General features: G+C 73.8%; 22 protein-coding genes. All 22 read left to right on the forward strand.

What is annotated here, in order from left to right:
* Positions 1-54: 54 nt before the first annotated feature.
* The 22 genes from AB0C76_RS14420 (at position 55) to hypE (ending at position 20,202) form a co-directional block, all read left to right on the forward strand.
* Positions 55-963, forward strand: a complete 909-nt coding sequence (locus AB0C76_RS14420; protein WP_359964335.1) for a LuxR C-terminal-related transcriptional regulator — start codon at positions 55-57, stop codon at positions 961-963.
* Between the two features lie 81 nt (positions 964-1,044).
* On the forward strand, positions 1,045-1,482 hold the full coding sequence (locus tag AB0C76_RS14425) for a hypothetical protein (protein ID WP_359964337.1): 438 nt from the start codon (positions 1,045-1,047) through the stop codon (positions 1,480-1,482).
* A 112-nt stretch (positions 1,483-1,594) separates the two neighbouring features.
* Positions 1,595-1,975, forward strand: a complete 381-nt coding sequence (locus tag AB0C76_RS14430; protein WP_359964339.1) for a cupin domain-containing protein — start codon at positions 1,595-1,597, stop codon at positions 1,973-1,975.
* Between the two features lie 111 nt (positions 1,976-2,086).
* Positions 2,087-2,452 (forward strand): DUF488 family protein, encoded by a 366-nt coding sequence (locus AB0C76_RS14435; RefSeq protein WP_359964341.1) that lies wholly within the window; start codon positions 2,087-2,089, stop codon positions 2,450-2,452.
* 145 nt (positions 2,453-2,597) lie between these two features.
* Positions 2,598-3,416, forward strand: a complete 819-nt coding sequence (locus AB0C76_RS14440; RefSeq protein WP_359964343.1) for a ferritin-like domain-containing protein — start codon at positions 2,598-2,600, stop codon at positions 3,414-3,416.
* On the forward strand, positions 3,413-4,228 hold the full coding sequence (locus AB0C76_RS14445; protein ID WP_359964345.1) for a ferritin-like domain-containing protein: 816 nt from the start codon (positions 3,413-3,415) through the stop codon (positions 4,226-4,228). Before AB0C76_RS14440 ends, AB0C76_RS14445 begins: the two co-directional genes overlap by 4 nt.
* Before the next feature lie 78 nt (positions 4,229-4,306).
* Positions 4,307-4,744 carry a cupredoxin family copper-binding protein gene (locus AB0C76_RS14450; protein WP_359964347.1) on the forward strand — a complete coding sequence of 146 codons (438 nt, stop codon included), beginning with the start codon at positions 4,307-4,309 and terminating at the stop codon, positions 4,742-4,744.
* 6 nt (positions 4,745-4,750) lie between these two features.
* On the forward strand, positions 4,751-5,185 hold the full coding sequence (locus AB0C76_RS14455) for a hypothetical protein (protein WP_359964349.1): 435 nt from the start codon (positions 4,751-4,753) through the stop codon (positions 5,183-5,185).
* Between the two features lie 390 nt (positions 5,186-5,575).
* The gene (locus AB0C76_RS14460) at positions 5,576-7,267 is read left to right on the forward strand and encodes a hydrogenase maturation protein (RefSeq protein ID WP_359964351.1); all 1,692 of its coding nucleotides are present in this window, start codon (positions 5,576-5,578) and stop codon (positions 7,265-7,267) included.
* A gap of 133 nt (positions 7,268-7,400) precedes the next feature.
* Entirely contained in the window at positions 7,401-8,456 is a 1,056-nt protein-coding gene (locus AB0C76_RS14465) for a hydrogenase expression protein HypE (RefSeq protein ID WP_359964353.1), read from the forward strand.
* Between the two features lie 100 nt (positions 8,457-8,556).
* Complete coding sequence (locus AB0C76_RS14470; protein ID WP_359964355.1) at positions 8,557-10,344, forward strand: nickel-dependent hydrogenase large subunit; 1,788 nt, start codon at positions 8,557-8,559, stop codon at positions 10,342-10,344.
* Positions 10,341-10,808 carry a thioredoxin gene (locus AB0C76_RS14475; protein WP_359964357.1) on the forward strand — a complete coding sequence of 156 codons (468 nt, stop codon included), beginning with the start codon at positions 10,341-10,343 and terminating at the stop codon, positions 10,806-10,808. Before AB0C76_RS14470 ends, AB0C76_RS14475 begins: the two co-directional genes overlap by 4 nt.
* Positions 10,805-11,452 carry a DUF5947 family protein gene (locus tag AB0C76_RS14480; RefSeq protein ID WP_359964359.1) on the forward strand — a complete coding sequence of 216 codons (648 nt, stop codon included), beginning with the start codon at positions 10,805-10,807 and terminating at the stop codon, positions 11,450-11,452. Before AB0C76_RS14475 ends, AB0C76_RS14480 begins: the two co-directional genes overlap by 4 nt.
* Complete coding sequence (locus AB0C76_RS14485; protein ID WP_359964361.1) at positions 11,449-12,090, forward strand: DUF6084 family protein; 642 nt, start codon at positions 11,449-11,451, stop codon at positions 12,088-12,090. Before AB0C76_RS14480 ends, AB0C76_RS14485 begins: the two co-directional genes overlap by 4 nt.
* A 73-nt stretch (positions 12,091-12,163) precedes the next feature.
* Complete coding sequence (locus AB0C76_RS14490; RefSeq protein ID WP_359964363.1) at positions 12,164-13,528, forward strand: hypothetical protein; 1,365 nt, start codon at positions 12,164-12,166, stop codon at positions 13,526-13,528.
* Positions 13,525-14,031: a hydrogenase maturation protease gene (locus AB0C76_RS14495; protein WP_359964365.1), complete on the forward strand. Its 507-nt coding sequence runs from the start codon at positions 13,525-13,527 to the stop codon at positions 14,029-14,031. The genes AB0C76_RS14490 and AB0C76_RS14495 overlap by 4 nt, the downstream gene beginning before the upstream one ends.
* Positions 14,032-14,267: 236 nt before the next feature.
* Positions 14,268-14,645, forward strand: coding sequence for a hydrogenase maturation nickel metallochaperone HypA (locus AB0C76_RS14500; protein ID WP_359964367.1), 378 nt, complete (start codon positions 14,268-14,270; stop codon positions 14,643-14,645).
* Between the two features lie 5 nt (positions 14,646-14,650).
* On the forward strand, positions 14,651-15,382 hold the full coding sequence (gene hypB, locus AB0C76_RS14505; RefSeq protein ID WP_359964369.1) for a hydrogenase nickel incorporation protein HypB: 732 nt from the start codon (positions 14,651-14,653) through the stop codon (positions 15,380-15,382).
* Positions 15,379-17,679 (forward strand): carbamoyltransferase HypF, encoded by a 2,301-nt coding sequence (gene hypF, locus AB0C76_RS14510; protein ID WP_359964371.1) that lies wholly within the window; start codon positions 15,379-15,381, stop codon positions 17,677-17,679. The genes hypB and hypF overlap by 4 nt, the downstream gene beginning before the upstream one ends.
* Before the next feature lie 6 nt (positions 17,680-17,685).
* Complete coding sequence (locus AB0C76_RS14515) at positions 17,686-17,997, forward strand: HypC/HybG/HupF family hydrogenase formation chaperone (protein ID WP_359964373.1); 312 nt, start codon at positions 17,686-17,688, stop codon at positions 17,995-17,997.
* On the forward strand, positions 17,994-19,127 hold the full coding sequence (gene hypD / locus AB0C76_RS14520; RefSeq protein WP_359964375.1) for a hydrogenase formation protein HypD: 1,134 nt from the start codon (positions 17,994-17,996) through the stop codon (positions 19,125-19,127). Before AB0C76_RS14515 ends, hypD begins: the two co-directional genes overlap by 4 nt.
* Positions 19,120-20,202: a hydrogenase expression/formation protein HypE gene (gene hypE / locus AB0C76_RS14525; protein WP_359964377.1), complete on the forward strand. Its 1,083-nt coding sequence runs from the start codon at positions 19,120-19,122 to the stop codon at positions 20,200-20,202. The genes hypD and hypE overlap by 8 nt, the downstream gene beginning before the upstream one ends.
* Positions 20,203-20,223: the final 21 nt, after the last annotated feature.

Here is a 20,223-nt window from a genome sequence, read left to right on the forward strand (position 1 = left end):
GTCTACGCATGGTTCGCGGAGAACCGGTACGCCGGCGCCCACGATCCGGTGGTCGTGGCGCAGGCGACGGGACTGGCCCCGTCCGGCGTGACGGCGGCGGTCGAGAGACTCCTCGACACGGGACTGCTGGCTCCGGCAGGCGTCCGGCAGGACGCGCTGCGGGTGGTCTCCCCCGACGCGGCCTTCTTCCGGCGCGCCGCGCCCGTCGAGGCGGAGATCCGGCAGCGCCAGGACGACATCGCCCGCATGCGCAGCCGGTACGACGAGTTCTCCGCCCTGTTCCCGGAGAGCCGGGAGACCGGCGCGGGCATCGAGGTGATCCCCACGCTCGCGGAGGTGCGCTTCCTGCTCAACCGGCTGGGCGAGCAGTGCACCACCGAGGTGGTCTCCTGCCAGCCCGGCGGCGGCGCCCGGCTCCCCGAGGCGATGTCCGAGGCCCTCGTGCGCGACCGGGCGATGCTGGAGCGCGGCGTGCGCATCCGCACCCTCTACCACCACACCGCTCGCTTCAACGGCCCCAGCCAGGCCTACGTCGCCGCCGCCTCCGCCCTGGGCGCCGAGTACCGCACCACGCACGAACTGGCCGGGCGGCTCATCATCATGGACCGCGAGACCGCCTTCCTGCCCTCCACGGGCCCGGGCCTCGGGGCCGCGGTCATCCGCGAACCGTCGACCGTCGCCTACCTGTACGAGATGTTCGAGCTCACCTGGGGCCAGGCCACCCCGTTCCAGGAGTCGACCGGACGCGAGATGGAGGCCGTCGCCCGGGAGATGCACGGCACGATCCTGCGCCTGCTCGCCGACGGGCTGAAGGACGAGGCGATCGCGCGCCGGCTGGGCATGTCGCTGCGCACCGCGCGCCGGCACATCGCCGAGATCCTGGAGCGGCTCGGCGCCGACAGCCGCTTCCAGGCGGGCGTCGCCGCCAGCCGGGCGGGCCTGCTGGATACCCGAAAACCGTGATGCCGTCCGACACGCCGATGCACCATGCTTGACACCCCGACACCAGCGGGGTGAGCGGTACCGCGCCGAAGGAGACGACACGTGGACTGGGAACGCCTGAGCGAGCGCCCCGGGCAGGATCCCTACCTCCAGGAGCTGGCGCTCTTCCTGGACGCCCACTTCGCCCGCACCTTCGGGCTGGTCTGGCCCGAGAACGACCCCGTCGTTCCACGGGGGACGGCCGGACCACCGGACACCGAGCTGGCCAGGTACGTCGCCGACGGCCTCACGGCCCTGCTGGGCTGGCGGGTCGAGCACGTCGCCGGCGCCCGGCCGCCCTCCGGCCACCTCCTGATGATCCAGTCCGCCGGATCGAGCCGCTGGACGCTCGATTCGCCCGGGGAGCCCGTCGCCGAGGTCTCCACCCTGAGCGGCGAGGCCCTGTACGTCCCGCCCGGCTACCGGTCCAGCGCCGTCCACAGCGACGACGCGCGGCACGTCGTCCTCCTCGTCACCGGACCCGAGGGGGCGCAGGCCTGAGGCCGTGCGGATCGGGCCGGGTACCGCGACGCCTGCCCGTCCCCACCCGCGGGCTTCCGTAGAATCCACGGGCGCCCGTCCGGCCGCGCCCGCCCGTCTGCAGGAGGAAGCCTTGACGTCCGACCCGCGGCCCGGTGTGCTCACCCGCCTGGACGGCCTGCTCGACCGGGCCCCCGCCGACCGCAGCGGCGCCCTGTGGCGGCTCGCGGAGGACGGCCGCCAGCTGGATGCGAACGTGATCCGCCTGCTCCCGCACGCCGAGGTCGCCGGCCACGAGGAGCCGGACCTGGACGTCCTCGTCCAGGTCCTGGAGGGGAGCGGCCACCTGGAGACGGCGGCCGGCCGGCAGGTCCTGGAGCCCGGCTGCACCGCCTGGCTGCCCCACGGCGCCCGCCGCGCCGTCTCGGCGGGCGCGGACGGCCTCGTCTACCTCACCGTCCACCGCCGCCGCCCCGGCCTGTCCATCCGCCCGGCACCGGCGGACGTCCGGTGAGGCGCTGACGGGCGTGCCGTACGCCCGCGCGGGTGTGCCCCGCTTGTGGACGGGCGCGGTCGCGGGTTCTCGTGGAGACCGGTGTCCGGACAGAACCGGGAGGGTCCCGTCATGGCCGCACGAGTCGCCTACCGGCGGATCTACGAGGAGTCCTCACCCGGGGACGGGCGGCGGGTGCTCGTCGACCGGGTCTGGCCGCGCGGGATGACGAAGGAGGACGCGCACCTCGACGAGTGGCTGCGGGACGTCGCCCCGTCGACCGAGCTGCGCCGCTGGTACGGGCACGAGCCGAGCCGGTTCGCCGAGTTCCGCCGCCGCTACCGCGCCGAGCTGCGCGACGCGGGGCACCGGGAGGCGGCCGGACACCTGCGCGACCTCGCCGCCGGGGGCGCTCTCACGCTCCTGACCGCGACCAAGGACGTCGACCACAGCCAGGCCGCCGTCCTCGCCGAGTGGCTCGGCGACACGAAGCGATGACCGTCAACCGTGCTCCTTCGCCCCCACCCGCAGGAATGAAGACGGGGGTCGACCGGGGTGTTGAACCGAGCCGGCGCCGCGCTCGTACCGAAGGGCAGGGGAAAGCGGTCCGGCATCCGGCCGGGCCGCCGGACCGAGACGGGACATGATGGCCGACGAGCGCATCGACACCCGACTGCTGGAAGAACTCACCGAGCAGTCACAGGACTTGAACAGTGACGCCATGCGGATCACCCGCGGCGCGCTGAGCGGCTTCGCGGAGGCCGCCGGTCCGTCGCGGCCGTGGTGGCGGGGCGGCCTGCTCGCCGCCCTGGTCGGCGGGGCGGGCCTGCTCGGCGCGGCCCGGGCGGCGGCGGACTCCCCGTCGCCCTCGGCGTCCGCCTCCGGCGCCGTGACGGCGGACGACATCCGCGCGCTCCAGACCGCCGCGGCGCTGGAGAACCTGGCGGTGAGCGTCTACCGGACGGCCGCCGGCCTGCCGTTCATCAAGGACGGCAACACGACGGTGGCCGCGTTCATCGCCAAGACCACCGAGCAGCACCAGGCGCACGCCCGGGCCTTCAACGCCGCCGCGACCGCCGGCGGCGGCAAGGCGCAGACCGGCCCGGACCCGACGTACAAGGCGGTGGTCGACCAGGCGCTGCCCACCATCAAGACGCCGGCCGACGTGGTGAAGCTCGCCGTCGGCCTGGAGGACGTCGCCGCCCAGACGTACACCAGGAACGTCGGCCAGGTCTCCAGCGCCGACCTGCGCAGGCTCTTCGCCTCCGTCGCCCCGGTGGAGGCGCAGCACCGGGCCGTGCTGCTCGCCGTGCAGGCGCTGCTGGCGGGCAACGCCGCCGACCTGGTCACGATCCCGGTGGACCCGGCGAAGCTGCCCGCCGCGGCCGGCAGTGTGGGCTTCCCCGACGCCTTCTACAAGACCGACAACGCCTCCCCGATCACCGAAGGGGCCGTCCAGTGACCGCCGACCGCACCTGGGAGCCCGCCCTCGGCGAGGCCGAACTCGCTCGCCTGACCCGGGAGATGGACGAGGCCCACCGGGCCACGCTGCCGCTGATGCGGGCCTCCGCGCGAGACCTCGGGGAAGAGCTCCGCGCCTCGGTCCCGGCCGATCCGGGCCGGCGCCGGTTCCTGCTCGGCGCGGGAGGCGTGGCCGCGGCCCTCACGCTGGCGGCGTGCTCCGGCACCAAGAGCGCCGAGGACCCGGCGCCGACCAGCCCGGCCGGCTCGGTCGATGCGATGTCCGGCTCGCCCTCGGCGTCCGGCGGCTACACCGGGGACCTGCGGGTCGTCGCGCTGGCCGTCGCGCTGGAGAACCAGGCGGTCGGTGCCTACAAGGCCGCGCTGGACGCCGCGGGCGCGGGCAAGCTCGGCACCGTGCCGCCGGCGGTCGCGACGTTCGTCACCACCGCGATGAACCAGCACGCCGACCACGCCAAGGCCTGGAACGCCGTCCTCACCGGCGCCGGACTGCCCGCGATCAACGACGTGCCGCTCTCCTCCCACGCGGACACGATGGCGGCCCTCGGCAAGGCGGCCTCCGTCGGGGACGTGGCCGAACTCGCGCTCGAACTGGAGGACCAAGCCGCCCAGACCTACCTCTTCGCGACGTACGGCGTGACCGGTGCGGCCGGCATCGCGACGGCCGCGAGCATCGCCCCGGTCGAGGCCATGCACGCGGCGATCCTGAACTACGTGCTCGGCCGGTACCCCGTGCCCGACGACTTCCTGCCCACCGACAAGGCCGCCAACCCGGACCTGCTGACCGTCTGACGACACCACGAGCCGGCGCGCGCCCACCCGACACCCCGGGCGCGCGCCCCACCCCTCCACCCGAAACGGAGCCCGTACGTGACCAGAACCCGGCCCTTCCCGGCCGCTGCCGCCGCCCTGCTGCTCTCCGTGGGTCTCGCGGCCTGCTCCAGCTCCGGCAAGCCCGCGAACACCACCACCAGCGCGGCGAGTTCCCCGGCCGCGAGTGCCAGCGCCAGTGCCGGCGCATCCGTGACCGCCTCCACGCCCGCTCCCAGCAGCACCGGGGCGCTCCAGGTCACGATCAAGAACTTCGCGTTCGCGCCGGCCTCCCTCACGGTGAAGCCCGGCCAGACCGTCACGGTCGTCAACCAGGACTCCACCACCCACACGCTGACCGCCTCCGACAAGTCCTTCGACACCGGGAACATCGCCCCGGGGGCGTCCGCGACCTTCACCGCGCCGCAGCAGACGGGCGACCACCCGTACATCTGCACCATCCACCCGTTCATGCACGGCACCCTCACCGTTGGCTGATGCACCATGGACATCCCCGAACCAGGCCGCCGCCGCAGCCGGAGCCTCACCGATCTCGTCCTGCGCCTCGTGGCGGCGGCCGGACTCGCGGTCGACGCGGCCGTCCACGCCCGGCTGGCCGACCAGTACGACGCCGTCGGCGACTCGATCAGCCAGGGCACCCTGTTCCGTCTGGAGTCCGCCGCCGCGAGCCTCGCCGTGCTGCTCCTGCTCCTGTGGCGGCACCGTGCCGGCGACGTCTTCGCGTGGGCCGTCGCCGCCTCGGGGCTCGGCGCGCTGCTGCTCTACCGCTACGTGGACGTCGGCGCCATCGGCCCGCTGCCGAACATGTACGAGCCCGTGTGGTTCTCCGACAAGACGCTCGCCGCCTGGGCCGAGGGGGTCGCCACGGCGGCCCTCACCATCCTGCTGTTGCTGGGCCGCCGCCGACGCCATCCGTGACCCCGGTCGTGAGGGCCGCGTCCCACACCGGCGCGCGCTTCAGGGCGCCCCTCCGCGCCCCCAGTGCGCCCTGCCAGCCTCCGCACGCCGTTGTGGGCCGGGCCGACCGCGATGAGGCTTCTTGTCGGGACGCGTTGTCTGTACATGTTCATGAAGCCCAGTCGCGGAGGCGCACACGGTCCACACCCGTCACTAACCCCGCAATCAGCCGACCGGTGGCCCGCCCCACCTCCCCGGGGGCGGGCCACCTCCACGTCGCCGGGCGGCAGCGGCGGCGACGACGGCGGTTCGGGTGAACGGGCGGCGCGGCGGCGGGCGCGCGGCCGGGGGCGGACGGGGCCGGGGCGATGATCGCCGGGTTCCCGGACGCTCACCCCACCGGAGGCGGAGATGCGGATCCTGCTCCTTGCCAGCGCGTTCAACAGCCTCAGCCAGCGACTCCACGCCGAACTGCGCGACCGCCGCCACACCGTGGACGTCCACCTCGCCGGGGACGACGACGACCTGCGCGCCGCCGTCCGGCGCCTGCGGCCGGACCTGGTCCTCGCGCCCATGCTGCGCACCGTCGTCCCACCGGACGTCTGGTCGGAGACCACCTGCCTGATCGTCCATCCTGGCCCGCCGGGCGACCGCGGCCCGTCCTCGCTCGACCGGGCGGTCCAGGAGGGCGTCACCGACTGGGGCGTCACCGTGCTCCAGGCCGAGGCCGAGATGGACGCCGGGCCGGTCTGGGCCTGGGCGCCGTGCCGCCTGCCCCCGCGCGGCAAGAGCGACCTGTACCGCAACGAGGTCTCCGACGCGGCCGTGGCGGCCGCGCTGCTCGCCGTAGAACGCGTCGCCTCCGGCACGTACGTGCCGCAGCCGCAGCACGGGCCCGGCTGGCGGGCGCCGGTGCGCACCCGGCCCGTCCTGCGCCAGGAGGAGCGCCGGATCGACTGGGCGGGCGACTCCACCGAGGAGGTGCTGCGCCGGCTCCGCGCCGCGGACTCGCAGCCCGGCGTGCTCGACGAGCTGTGCGGCGGCGAGTGGTACCTGCACGGCGGGCACCCCGAGCCGGAGCTGCGCGGCCGTCCCGGCGACCTGCTCGCGACCCGGGCCGGGGCGGTGTGCCGGGCTACTCCGGACGGCGCCGTGTGGATCCCCGAACTTCGCCGGCGGCGCACGCCCGGCGGGCCCGCGGCCTTCAAGCTCCCCGCCGTGACGGCGCTCGGCGCCCTGCTGCCCCCGCTGCCCGAGGTGCCGGCGCCGCTGATGCCGGGCGAGGACGACGGGCCCGCCTGGACGGACATCGGCTACCGCGAGGAAGGCCCGGTGGGCTTCCTGCACTTCTCCTTCCCCGGCGGCGCGATGTCCGCCGGCCACTGTCGACGCCTGCGGGAGGCCTACCGCTTCGCGCTCGGACGGCCGACCTCGGTGCTGGTGCTTGGCGGCGGCCGGGACTTCTTCTCCAACGGCATCCACCTCAACGTCATCGAGGCCGCCCAGGACCCGGCCGCCGAGTCCTGGGCGAACATCACCGCGATGGACGACCTCGTGGCCGAGGTGCTCACCACCACCGACCGCCTGGTGGTCGCCGCCGTCGCCGGCAATGCGGCGGCCGGCGGTCTGATGCTCGCCCTGGCGGCGGACGAGGTGTGGTGCCGCGGCGGATCCGTCCTCAACCCGCACTACCGGCTGATGGGCCTGTACGGGTCGGAGTACTGGACCTACACCCTGCCCCGACGGGTGGGCGCACCCGAGGCCGAGCGGCTGACCCGCCAGGCGCTCCCGCTGTCCGCGGCGACGGCCGAGCGGGTCGGCCTGGTCGACCGCGTACTCGCCTGCGGCCCGCAGGAGTTCGGACCGACCGCGGCCCACCTGGCCGGGCTGCTCGCCGCCTCGCCGGGCACGCAGCGCCGGATCGCCGAGAAGAAGGCCGCGCGCGAGGCCGACGAGCGGACGAAGCCGCTGGCCGCGTACCGGGCGGAGGAGCTCGCGGTGATGCACCGGCAGTTCTTCACACCCGAATCGCCGTACCACGCGCTGCGCTCCGCGTTCGTCCGCAAGCGCCCCGCGTCCGCGGGCCTCCTCGCCCGGACGTGACCCGAACGGCCCAGCCGGCTTGCGTCCACCGGGCGACCCGTACGGGTCTGCCGGACCGGCGTTCGATCCGAACGGTTGCTATGACTGTCTTTGAGCCATTTCGTCCGGCTCCCATCCCCGAGGAGGCATCCTCATGGGTGCTGCAACAGCTGCATCAACCGACACCGACGTGGTGCACATTCTCTGGATCAACGCGGGCCTCAGCTGCGACGGCGACTCCGTCTCGCTGACCGCCGCGATGCAGCCGAGCATCGAGGAGATCGTCACCGGCGCGCTGCCCGGCCTGCCCAGGGTCGCGGTGCACTGGCCGCTGATCGACTTCGAGTGCGGCCCGGTCCAGGGCGCGGACAACTTCGTCGAGTGGTTCTTCAAGGCCGAGCGCGGCGAGATCGAGCCGTTCGTGCTGGTCGTCGAGGGGTCCATCCCCAACGAGAAGATCAAGAAGGAGGGTTACTGGTGCGGCTTCGGCGACGACCCCGCGACCGGCCAGCCCATCACCACCAGTGAGTGGCTGGACCGGCTCGCCCCCAAGGCGACCGCGGTCGTGGCGATCGGCACGTGCGCCACGTACGGCGGCATCCACGCGATGGCCGGCAACCCGACCGGCGCCATGGGCGTGCCGGACTACCTCGGCTGGGACTGGAAGTCCAAGGCCGGGCTGCCGATCGTCTGCGTGCCGGGCTGCCCGATCCAGCCCGACAACTTCGCCGAGACCCTCACCTACCTGCTGTACCAGCTGGCCGGCTCCGCGCCGATGATCCCGCTCGACGACAAGCTGCGGCCCGCCTGGCTGTTCGGCGCCACCGTGCACGAGGGCTGCGACCGCGGCGGCTACTACGAACAGGGCCAGTTCGCGACCGACTACGGCACGCCCGAGTGCCTGGTGCGGCTCGGCTGCTGGGGACCGGTCGTCAAGTGCAACGTCGCCAAGCGCGGCTGGATCAACGGCGTCGGCGGCTGCCCGAACGTCGGCGGCATCTGCATCGCCTGCACGATGCCGGGCTTCCCGGACAAGTTCATGCCCTTCATGGACCCGCCGCCCGGCTCGCGCGTCTCCACCGGCGCCAGCAGCGCGTACGGGACGGTGATCCGCCGACTGCGCGCGATCACGCTGAGCACCGTCGACAAGGAACCGAAGTGGCGCCACACCGGCCGCCACCTGACCACCGGTTACCGCCCGCCCTGGTGACGCCGGAGGGCCGCGCACCCCGCCCGGGGTGCGCGGCCCGTCGCCGCCCCGCCCACCTCACCACCCAAGCAGGCCACGACAGAAGGGCACGACACACACGATGGCAACACCGACGACCAGGGCCTCCGGCGACGGCAGCGGCCTGACCGAGATGTCCTGGGACCCGATCACCCGGATCGTGGGCAGCCTGGGCATCCACACGAAGATCGACTTCAAGCAGAAGAGGGTCGCGGAGTGCTACAGCACCTCGTCCGTCTTCCGCGGCTACAGCGTCTTCATGCGCGGCAAGGACCCGCGCGACGCACACTTCATCACCAGCCGGATCTGCGGGATCTGCGGCGACAACCACGCCACCTGTTCGGTCTACGCGCAGAACATGGCCTACGGCGTGAAGCCCCCGCACCTGGGCGAGTGGATCATCAACCTCGGCGAGGCCGCCGAGTACATGTTCGACCACAACATCTTCCAGGAGAACCTGGTCGGGGTCGACTACTGCGAGAAGATGGTCAAGGAGACCAACCCGGGCGTCCTGGAGCTGGCCGAGCGCACCGAGGCCCCCCACGCCGGTGACCACGGCTACAAGACGATCGCCGACATCATGCGCTCGCTCAACCCGATCGAGGGCGAGTTCTACCGCGAGGCGCTGCAGGTCAGCCGCTACACCCGGGAGATGTTCTGCCTCATGGAGGGCCGCCACGTGCACCCCTCCACGCTCTACCCGGGCGGCGTCGGCACGGTCGCGACGGTGCAGCTGTTCACCGACTACCTGACCCGGCTGATGCGCTACGTCGAGTTCATGAAGAAGGTCGTGCCGCTGCACGACGACCTCTTCGACTTCTTCTACCAGGCGCTGCCCGGCTACGAGGAGGTCGGCCGCCGCCGCGTCCTGCTCGGCTGCTGGGGCAGCCTCAACGACCCGGACCACTGCGACTTCACGTACCGCAACATGACGGACTGGGGCCGGCGGATGTTCGTCACCCCCGGCGTCGTCGTGGACGGCAAGCTCGTCACCAACGACCTCACCCAGATCAACCTCGGCATCCGGATCCTGCTCGGCAGCTCCTACTACGAGGACTGGCAGGGCAAGGAGCTGTTCGTCACCCACGACCCGCTCGGCAACCCGGTCGACCCGCGGCACCCGTGGAACCAGCACACCATCCCGCAGCCGCAGAAGCGGAACTTCGACGACAAGTACAGCTGGGTGATGTCCCCGCGCTGGTTCGACGGCAAGGACCACCTCGCCCTCGACACCGGCGGCGGTCCGATCGCCCGCCTGTGGTCCACCGCGCTGTCCGGCCTCGTCGACATCGGCTACATCAAGGCCACCGGACACAGCGTCAGGATCAACCTCCCCCGCTCGATGACCAAGCCCGAGGTCACCTTCGAGTGGAAGATCCCGCAGTGGAGCAATGCCATCGAGCGCAACCGCGCCCGCACCTACTTCCAGGCGTACGCGGCCGCCGCCGCCCTGCACTTCGCCGAGAAGGCGCTCGCCGAGGTCCGCGCCGGGCGCAGCCAGACCTGGGAGCGCTTCGAGGTACCTGACGAGTCGATCGGCTGCGGCTTCACCGAGGCCGTGCGCGGCGTGCTCTCGCACCACATGGTCATCCGCGACGGCAAGATCGCCAACTACCACCCGTACCCGCCGACCCCGTGGAACGCGAGCGTGCGCGACAGCTACGGCACGCCCGGCCCGTACGAGGACGCGGTGCAGAACACGCCGATCTTCGAGGAGAACTCCCCGGAGAACTTCAAGGGCATCGACATCATGCGCGCCGTGCGCAGCTTCGACCCCTGCCTGCCCTGCGGCGTGCACATGTACGTCGGCGGCGGGCGCACCGTGCAGACCATGCACGTGCCCACCGGCCTGAGCGGGCTCACCGCATGACGGCCGAGCAGACCGGGCTGCGGATCCAGGAGGCACTGGACGCCCTGGCCGGCAGCGGCGCCGAGCAGGCCGGCGAGCAACTCGTGCGCGACCTCATGGAGTTCTACGGCGAGGGCCTGGCCAGGCTGGTGCCGGAGCTCGCCCCGCCCGCCCTGGAGCGGATGCTGGACGACCCCGCCGTCGCGGGGCTGCTGCTCCTGCACGACCTGCACCCCGAGGACGTGAACGCCCGGATCGACCGGGCGCTCGCGGCCCTGCCCGAGCGGGTCGAGGTGCTCGGCTTCGAACCGGGCACCGGCACCCTGCGGCTGCGCCGGACGGCCTCCGGCTGCGGCTGCTCGGACCAGGACGTCGAAGCCGTCCTCGCCTGCCACGCCCCCGAGGTGACGGCCGTCGAGCTGGCGCGCGCCCCGCAGCTGCTCCAGATCGGCACCCGCCCACAGCAGCCCGCGGAGGCGCGATGAACACCCGGAGGGTCTCCCGGGACGGGACCGCCCTGCTGCGCCGGCTGCGCGAGCCGGCGCCGCCGCGCCCCGAGCAGTGCGGCTTCTGCGGCCGCGACCTGCCGCCCGGCCACCGCCACCTCGTGGACGTCGAGGAGCGCGCCCTGGCCTGCACCTGCACCGCGTGCGGCCTGCTGTTCCAGCAGCCCGGTGCGGCCGGCGGCCGCTTCCGCACCGTGCCCGACCGCTACCTCGCCGACCCCGACGGCGATCTCGACGAGCGGCTGTGGTCGGTGCTCGGGATCCCCGTCGGCACCGCGTTCCTGTTCCGCAACGCCGCGCTCGACCAGCTCCTCGCCTTCTACCCCGGCCCGGCCGGCGCCACCGAGAGCGAGCTGGACGAGGAGGCCTGGGAGCGCGCCCTCGGCGGCAGCCGGCTGGCCGCCGCCCTCGAACCCGACGTCGAGGCGCTGCTGCTGCGCCGCACCGAGGGCCGCGTCGAGTGCTACCTGGTGCCGATCGACGTCTGCTACGAGCTGGTCGGCCGGCTGCGGCGGTGCTGGCACGGCTTCGACGGCGGCGCCGAGGCGCGGGCCGAACTCGACGCGTTCTTCGCCCGGCTGGCCGACCGGGCCCGCCCGCTGCCCGCGGAGGTGACGGCGTGACACCGCTCGGCTTCACCTGCACCGGCGTGCGCTCCGACCCGTACGCGGCCGCGCCGACGCTGGTGTTCCGGCTGCGGATCACGGCGCCGGCCGACACCCGGGTGCACGCCCTCGCGCTCCAGTGCCAGCTGCGGATCGAACCGGGCCGCCGGTCGTACGGCGAAGCCGAGGGCGGGCGGCTGGGCGACCTGTTCGGCGAGCGGGAGCGCTGGGCGACCACGCTCAACCCGATCCAGCTCGCCACCGTGCCGCTGCTCGTGCCCGGCTTCACCGGTGAGACCGAGGCCGACCTCGCCGTGCCGTGCAGCTACGACCTGGAGGTGGCCTCCGCCCGCTACTTCCGGGCGCTCGACGGCGGCGAGGTCCCGCTCCTGCTGCTCTTCTCCGGCACCGCCTTCGCCGGACCCGGCGGCTTCCAGGTCACGCCCGTGCCCTGGGACAAGGAGGCCCGGGTGCGGATGCCGGTGCGGGTCTGGCGCGAGGCGATCGACCAGCACTTCCCGGGCTGCGCCTGGCTGCGCCTGCCCGACGACGTGATGGGCGAGCTGCTGGCCTACCGCTCCCGGCGGGCCCTGCCCTCGTGGGAGGCGACGGTGCGCGAGCTGCTCGCGGCGGCGGTCGAGGAGGCGGTCCGGTGACCGAGCGGAGCGAGGCCACCATCGAGAGGTGCGCGTTGCGCGAAGTGCCCGCCGAGCGCGGCGAGGTGGGCGCATGAGTGACTTCCCGGAGACGATCGAGAGCGGGTTCGCCGCCGCCCGGCAGATCGCGGACGCCGTGCTGCTGGAGGGCTACGTGCTCTACCCGTACCGCGCGTCGGCGGCCAAGAACCGGCTGCGCTGGCAGTTCGGCGTCCTGGTGCCGCCCGAGTACACCGCGCAGGGCGGCGAGCACTCCCACCAGCGCACCGAGTGCGTCATGGAGGCGCGGCAGGACGACCGGCTCGCGGTCGAGCTGCGCTTCCTGCGCGTCCAGCGGCGCACCGTCGAACAGGCCACCGCCACCGGCGGGTTCGAGCCGGTGGAGCGGCTGGAGCTGGCCGACCGGGTGCTCGTCGAGTGGGACGAGGCCGTCGAGGAGCGGATCGAACTCCTCCAGCCGGTGCAGGAGTTGATGGGTGAGGGGGTGCAGCACGGATTCCGCCTGCCGGGCGTCGGCGAGACCGAGCTGCTGCGCGAGAACGGCACCGCCGTCGGACGCCTCGTACGGCGGCGCGAACAGGTCGACGGCGTCGTGCGCTTGAAGGCCGAGGAACTGCCCGGCCCGTACCGCGCGCAGCGCCTCACGGCCGTCGTCGAGAACGCGTCCACCTGGATGCCGCGCCGGCGCACACCGCGCGAGCAAGCACTCCCGCGCGCCCTGGTCTCCGCCCACCTGCTGCTCGGGCTGGAGCACGGCCAGTTCCTGTCAGTCACCGACCCGCCCGAGTGGGCGCGCCCGGCCGTCGAGCGGTGCCGCAACGAGCAGACGTGGCCCGTCCTGGCCGGACCCGACGGCGGGTGCAAGGTGATCCTCTCCTCGCCGATCATCCTGGAGGACCACCCGCGGGTGGCTCCGGAGAGCCTCGGCACGCTGTACGACGCCACCGAGATCGACGAGATCCTCGCGCTGCGCACCGCGGCCCTCACGGACGAGGAGAAGCGCGAGGCCCGGGGCACCGACGAACGGGCCGGCGCCGTGATCGACCTCGCCGAGTCGATGCCGCCCGAGGTGCTGGAGCGCCTGCACGGGGCCATCCGCGGGTTGCGCGAGATCTCCTCGTCCGATCCGGAACAGCCCTGGTGGGATCCGGGCAACGATCCGGCGGTCGACCCCGAGCGGGACGAGGTGCTGGTCGACGGTCGTGCCGTCGCCGCCGGCAGCCGGGTGCTGCTGCGGCCCGGACGGCGGCGCACCGACGCCCAGGACCTGTTCCTGGACGGGCGGACGGGTGTCGTCGAGGCCGTGCTGCACGACGTGGACGGCTCGGTGCACCTGGCCGTCACGGTGGAGGACGACCCGGGCGCGGACCTGTGGCGGGCGCAGGGGCGCTTCCGCTACTTCCAGCCCGACGAGGTCACCCCGCTGGAGGAGTCGTGAACGGACCGAAGGTGCTGGTGGCCGGGGTGGGGAACATCTTCCTCGGCGACGACGGCTTCGGGGTCGAGACCGTCCGGCGGCTCGCCGCCCATCCGGTGCCGGACGGCGTCGAGGTGGTCGACGTCGGCGTGCGCGGCGTGGACCTCGCCTACCGACTGCTCGACGGCTACCGGGTCGCCGTGCTGGTGGACGCCACCTGCCGGGGCGGGGTGCCCGGCACGGTCTACCTCATCGAGGCGGCCGCCGAGCCGCTGGAGGCGCCGGTACTGGACGGGCACCGGATGGGGCCCGACGCCGTGCTCGGCCTGCTCGCCACGCTCGCCGCGGGCACCGGTGGCGAGCCGCCCGGACGGGTGCTGGTGGTCGGCTGCGAGCCGGCGTCGCTGGAAGAGGGCATCGGGCTGAGCGCCCCGGTCGCCGCCGCCGTGGAAGAGGCGGTCCAAGTGGTCCTGCGGGTCGTGGACGAGGCCGCGCAGCCGGAGAAGGAGACGACACCATGCTGAGGAAACTGTTCTGCGCCGCCCTGCTGGCGGGGATCGGCGCGCTGGTCTGGCAGAGCCTGCCGGATCTCAAGCGGTACCTGAGGATCTCGCGCATGTGACGCGCACGTGAGGTGCGCGCGGGGCGCGGATTGCTGCGAACGGTGCAGCCCCGGACGCGGTGGCGGCGCGGCTACGGGCCGGCGCCGCCACCGCGTCCTGTAATGGGGCGCGTTGCCGCCGGGCGTGGGAAGGGACCGATGCACGAGATGTCGATCGCCGTCGCCGTCGTCGAACAGGTGGACGCGGCCGCGCGCGAACACGGCGCCCCCGGGGTGGCCCGGGTGCGGCTGCAGGTGGGCGAGCTGGCCGGCGTGGTGCCCGAGGCGCTCGACTTCTGCTTCGAACTCGCCTGCGCCGGAACGCTGGTGGCGGGCGCGGTACTGGACACCGAGGCCGTCGCGGCGCGGGCCCGCTGCACGCCATGCGCGGTCGAGTGGGCCGTCGGCATGCCGCCGGACCTCGGGTGCCCGAGCTGCCCGGGCGGCGGCGTCGAGCTGCTGTGCGGGCGCGAGCTCCAGATCCTCGGCGTCGAGTGGGCCGAGCGCCCCGGCGTCCGGGCCGAACAGAAAGGCTGACGCCGATGTGCCAGACGGTCGACCTCCGCCAGGCGGTCCTCGCCCGCAACGACGACAGCGCCCGCGAGCTGCGCTCGGCGCTGAGCGCGCGCGGCACGGTCGTGGTGAACATGCTCTCCAGTCCGGGAAGCGGCAAGACCGCCCTGCTCGAAGCCGAGTTGGGGCTCGCGAAGGAGCGCGGCGTCGCCGTCGCCGCGCTCACCGCCGACCTCGCCACCGAGAACGACGCGCTGCGGCTGGCGCGTTCGGGCGCGCCGGTCAAGCAGGTGCTCACCGACGGGCTCTGCCACCTGGAGGCGCGGATGCTCGCCGGGCACCTCGACGGCTGGCTGCCGCGGGACTGCCGGCTGCTGTTCGTCGAGAACGTCGGGAACCTCGTCTGCCCGGCCTCCTACGACCTCGGCGAGTCGCTGCGGGTGGTGCTCGCCTCGGTGACCGAGGGCGAGGACAAGCCGCTCAAGTACCCGACCGCGTTCGGCCTCGCCAACCTCGTGCTGGTGACCAAGGCGGACCTCGCGGCGGCGGCGGAGTTCGACGAGGCCGCGTTCCTGGCGAACGTCCAGCGCGTCAACCCGGGTGTGGAGGTCGTGCACACCTCGGCCCGCACCGGGGACGGCGTCGGGGCGCTGCTGGACCGGGCACTGGGCGTGCTGGGCGGGGCGGCGGTGCACCGGCCGGTGATGGCTTCCGGGCATTCGCACGGCGGGCACGTGCACGTGGTGCAGGAGACCCCGTGACCGCGCTCGACCGCGAGCGGCGGCGGGTCGCCGTCCGCGGGCTCGTGCAGGGCGTCGGCTTCCGGCCGTTCGTCTTCACGCTCGCCGGCGAGCTCGGGCTGGCCGGCAGCGTCACCAACACCGGCGAGGGTGTGCTGGCCGAGGTCGAGGGCAGCCGGGAGGCCGTCGACGCCTTCTGCCGGCGGATCGCCAGCGACGCCCCGCCGCTCGCCCAGGTGGCCTCCGTCGAGCACGCGGCGCTCGCCGCCACCGGCGCCACCGGTTTCACCATCACCCCGTCCCGCGCCGACGGCCCCCGGACCACCCTGATCCCGCCCGACGTCGCCGTGTGCGCCGACTGCCTCGCCGAACTCGCCGACCCCGCCGACCGCCGCTACCGCCACCCGTTCATCAGCTGCACCAACTGCGGGCCCCGGCACACCATCGTGACCGGCCTGCCGTACGACCGCGCCAACACCACCATGGCCGGCTTCCCCCTCTGCCCGGACTGCGCCCGCGAGTACGCCGACCCGGCCGACCGCCGTTTCCACGCGCAGCCCGTCGCCTGCCACGCCTGCGGGCCGCGCCTCGCGCTGGCCGTGCCCGGACGGGCCGGGCGGACGGGCGAGGACGCGCTGACGGAGGCCCGGCTGCTGCTGGTGGGCGGCGCGATCCTCGCCGTCAAGGGCATCGGCGGCTACCACCTCGCCTGCGACGCGCGGAACGCCGACGCCGTCGGAATGCTGAGGCGGCGCAAGCGGCGCGGCGACAAGCCGTTCGCGCTGATGGCCCGTGATCTCGCCACCGTCGAGGGCCTGCTGCCCCTCCATCCCGTGGAGCGGGAGCTCCTCACCGGGCCGGTGCGGCCGATCGTCCTGCTTCGGGGCGCGCCGCCGGCCGGGCTCGAAGCGGTGGCCCCGGGCAGTCCCGACCTCGGCGTGATGCTCCCGTACACGCCGCTGCACCACCTGCTGCTCGCCGCCCCCGGGTGCGACCTCCTGGTGATGACCAGTGCCAACCTCTCGGGCGAACCCATCGTCACCGACGACCGGCACGCGCTCGCCGCACTCGCCCCGCTCGTCGACGGCTGGCTCACCCACGACCGCCCCATCCACGTGCCCTGCGAGGACTCCGTCGTGCGCGTGGTCGACGGCGAGCAACTGCCCCTGCGGCGCTCGCGGGGCTACGCGCCGCTGCCGCTCCCGCTGCCCGTGCCCGTCCGGCCGGCGCTGGCCGTCGGCGGCGACCTCAAGAACACCTTCGCACTCGCCTGCGACGGCTACGCCTGGCTCTCCGGCCACATCGGCGACATGGACGACCTCGCGACGCTGCGCGCCTTCGACCGCGCGGTGGATCACCTCGGCGTCGTCAGCGGCGTGCGGCCCGACCTGCTCGTCGCCGACCGGCACCCCGGCTACCGCTCGGTGCACCACGCCGAGCGGACCGCCGAGGGGCGGCCCGTGCGGAGGGTGCAGCACCACCACGCGCACGTGGCCGCGGTGATGGCCGAACACGGCCTGGACGGCCGCCGGCCGGTGCTCGGCGTCGCCTTCGACGGCACCGGGTACGGGGACGACGGCGCGATCTGGGGCGGCGAGGTGCTGCTCGCCGACTACGACGGCTACCGCCGCCTCGCCCACCTCGGGTACGTGCCGCTGCCGGGCGGGGACGCGGCGGTCGAGCGCCCGTACCGGACGGCGCTCGCGCACCTGCGCGCCGCCGGACTGCCCTGGGCGGCGGGGCTGCCGCCGGTCGAAGCCTGTCCGGATGATGAACTGCGGCTGCTGGAGCGGCAGTTGGAACGCGGGCTGAACTGCGTGAGGACCTCCAGCATGGGGCGGCTCTTCGACGCGGTGTCCTCGCTCGCCGGCGTCTGCCACCGTGCCGGGTACGAGGCCCAGGCGGCCATCGAGCTGGAGGCCGCGGCAGTCGCGTTCGGGACGGTCGGAGGGTACGCCTTCGGGCTGTCGGAGCGGGCGGGCGGCTGGACCGCCGAAGCGGGGCCGGTGCTGGCCGCGGTGCTGGCGGACCTGGCTGCGGGCGTCCCGGCCGGGCTGATCGCCGCGCGCTTCCACGCCGGGGTGGCCTCGCTGGTCCGGCGGATCTGCGCGGCCGCCCGGGAGGAGTACGGGATCTCGACGGTGGCGCTCAGTGGTGGCGTCTTCGCCAACGCGCTGCTCTCCTCGGCCTGCGCCCGCGGCCTCGGGGAGGACGGCTTCACCGTACTGCGGCACCGCCGGGTGCCGCCCAACGACGGAGGGCTGGCGCTCGGCCAGCTGATGGTGGCCGCCCGGTCGACGGCCACCCGGGAGGAGTGAGAGCGGATGTGCCTGGCTGTGCCCGGCAGGGTGACGGAGATCGAGGAACGCGACGGGACCCGGATGGCGGTCATGGACTTCGGCGGGGTGGTCAAGGACGTGTGCCTCGAGTACTTGCCCGACCTGGCGGTGGGGGAGTACGCGATCGTCCACGTGGGCTTCGCGCTCCAGCGCCTGGACGAGGAGTCGGCCCGGCGGACCCTGGAGCTGTTCGAGGAACTCGGACTGCTGCAAGAGGAGTTCGGCGACCCGTGGGAAGCGGCGCGGGCGGCGGAGGCAGTGGGGACGGAGCGCGGGGCTGAGGAGGCCGGACGGTGAAGTACCTGGAGGAGTTCCGCAACCCCGAGCTCGCGGAGGGCCTGCTCGCCGACATCAGGGCGACGGTCACCCGGCCGTGGGCGCTGATGGAGGTCTGCGGCGGCCAGACGCACAGCATCATCCGGCACGCCATCGACCAGCTCCTGCCGGACGAGGTCGAGTTGATCCACGGCCCGGGCTGCCCCGTGTGCGTCACCCCGCTGGAGGTGATCGACCGGGCGCTCGCGATCGCCGCCAGGCCCGAGGTGATCTTCTGCTCCTTCGGGGACATGCTGCGGGTGCCGGGCACTGACCGCGACCTGTTCCGCGTCCGCGGGGAGGGCGGCGACGTCCGGGTGGTGTACTCGCCGCTCGACGCGCTCAAGATCGCCCGGGAGAACCCGGACCGCGAGGTCGTCTTCTTCGGCATCGGCTTCGAGACCACCGCCCCGCCCAACGCCATGGCCGTCCACCTGGCCAGGAAGCAGGGCCTGCGCAACTTCAGCATGCTCGTCTCGCACGTCCGGGTGCCCCCGGCCATCGAGGCGATCATGGACTCGCCGGACTGCCGCGTCCAGGGCTTCCTCGCCGCCGGGCACGTGTGCAGCGTCATGGGCACCGCCGAGTACCCGGTGCTCGCGGAGCGCCACCGCGTACCGATCGTCGTCACCGGCTTCGAGCCCCTGGACATCCTGGAGGGCATCCGGCGCACCGTCCGCCAGCTGGAGCGCGGCGAACACACCGTCGACAACGCCTACCCGCGCGCCGTGCGGCCCGAGGGCAACCCGGCGGCGCGCGCCATGCTGGAGGACGTCTTCGAGGTCGCCGACCGCGCCTGGCGGGGCATCGGGGTCATCCCGCTGAGCGGCTGGCGGCTCTCGCCGCGTTACCGCGACCACGACGCCGAGTACCGCTTCGACGTCGGCGGGATCACGACCTGCGAGCCCGCCGCGTGCCGCAGCGGCGAGGTGCTCCAGGGGCTGCTGAAGCCCCACGAGTGCGAGGCCTTCGGCACCGTCTGCACCCCGCGCACCCCGCTCGGCGCCACCATGGTCTCCAGCGAGGGGGCCTGCGCGGCGTACTACCTCTACCGGCGGCTGAGCGTGCCGGTCGTGCCCCTTTCCGCTCAGGAGGCGAGTCGCGTTGGCTGACGTCGAACTGCTCACGGAAACCGGTGTGTTGGACTTCTCGGGCTGGAGCTGTCCGCTGCCCCTGCGCGATCACCCGAGAGTCGTCATGGGGCACGGGGGCGGCGGGGCGATGTCCGCCGAGCTCGTGGAGAACATCTTCGCGCCCGCGTTCGGCGGTCAGGCCATGGAAGGACTCGGCGACTCAGCCGTCCTCCACCTCGGTGGCGCCCGGCTCGCCTTCTCGACGGACTCCTACGTCGTGCGGCCGCTGTTCTTCCCCGGCGGCTGCATCGGCGACCTCGCCGTCAACGGGACCGTCAACGACCTCGCCATGAGCGGGGCCCGCGCCGCCTACCTCTCCTGCGGCTTCATCCTGGAGGAGGGGGTGGAGATGGCCGTCGTCGACCGCGTGGCCCGCGCCCTCGGCGCCGCCGCCCGCGCCGCCGGGGTCGAGGTCGCCACGGGGGACACCAAGGTGGTCGAGGCCGGGCACGGCGACGGCATCTACCTGAACACCGCCGGCATCGGCCTCGTCCCGGCCGGCGTCGACATCCGGCCGCAACGGGCCGAACCGGGCGACGTGGTCATCCTCAGCGGGCCGATCGGGCTGCACGGCGTGGCGATCATGAGCGTGCGGGAGGGCCTGGAGTTCGGCGTCGAGGTGCGCAGCGACAGCGCGGCGCTCGGCGGGCTCGTCGAGACCATGCTCAGGGTGACGCGTGACGTCCACGTCCTGCGCGACCCCACCCGGGGCGGCCTGGCGGCCTCGCTCAACGAGATCGCCGCGGCGGCCGGGGTCGGCGTGGTGATCACCGAGCGGGCCGTCCCCGTCCCGGAGGAGGTGGCCAACGCGTGCTCCGTCCTGGGCCTGGACCCGATGTACATCGCCAACGAGGGCAAGCTCGTCGCCTTCGTGCCGCGCGACGAGGCGGACGCGGTCCTGGCCGCCATGCGGGCCCACCCGCTCGGCGCGGAGTCCGTGGTGATCGGCGAGTGCGTCGAGGACCACCCCGGGATGGTCGTCGCCCGGACCGGCTTCGGCGGCACGCGGGTCGTGGACCTGCCGATGGGGGAGCAGCTGCCGCGGATCTGCTGATCCCGCTTCGGCAACCTTCCG

The organism is Kitasatospora sp. NPDC048722 (assembly GCF_040650235.1).
Taxonomy (GTDB): Bacteria; Actinomycetota; Actinomycetes; order Streptomycetales; family Streptomycetaceae; genus Kitasatospora.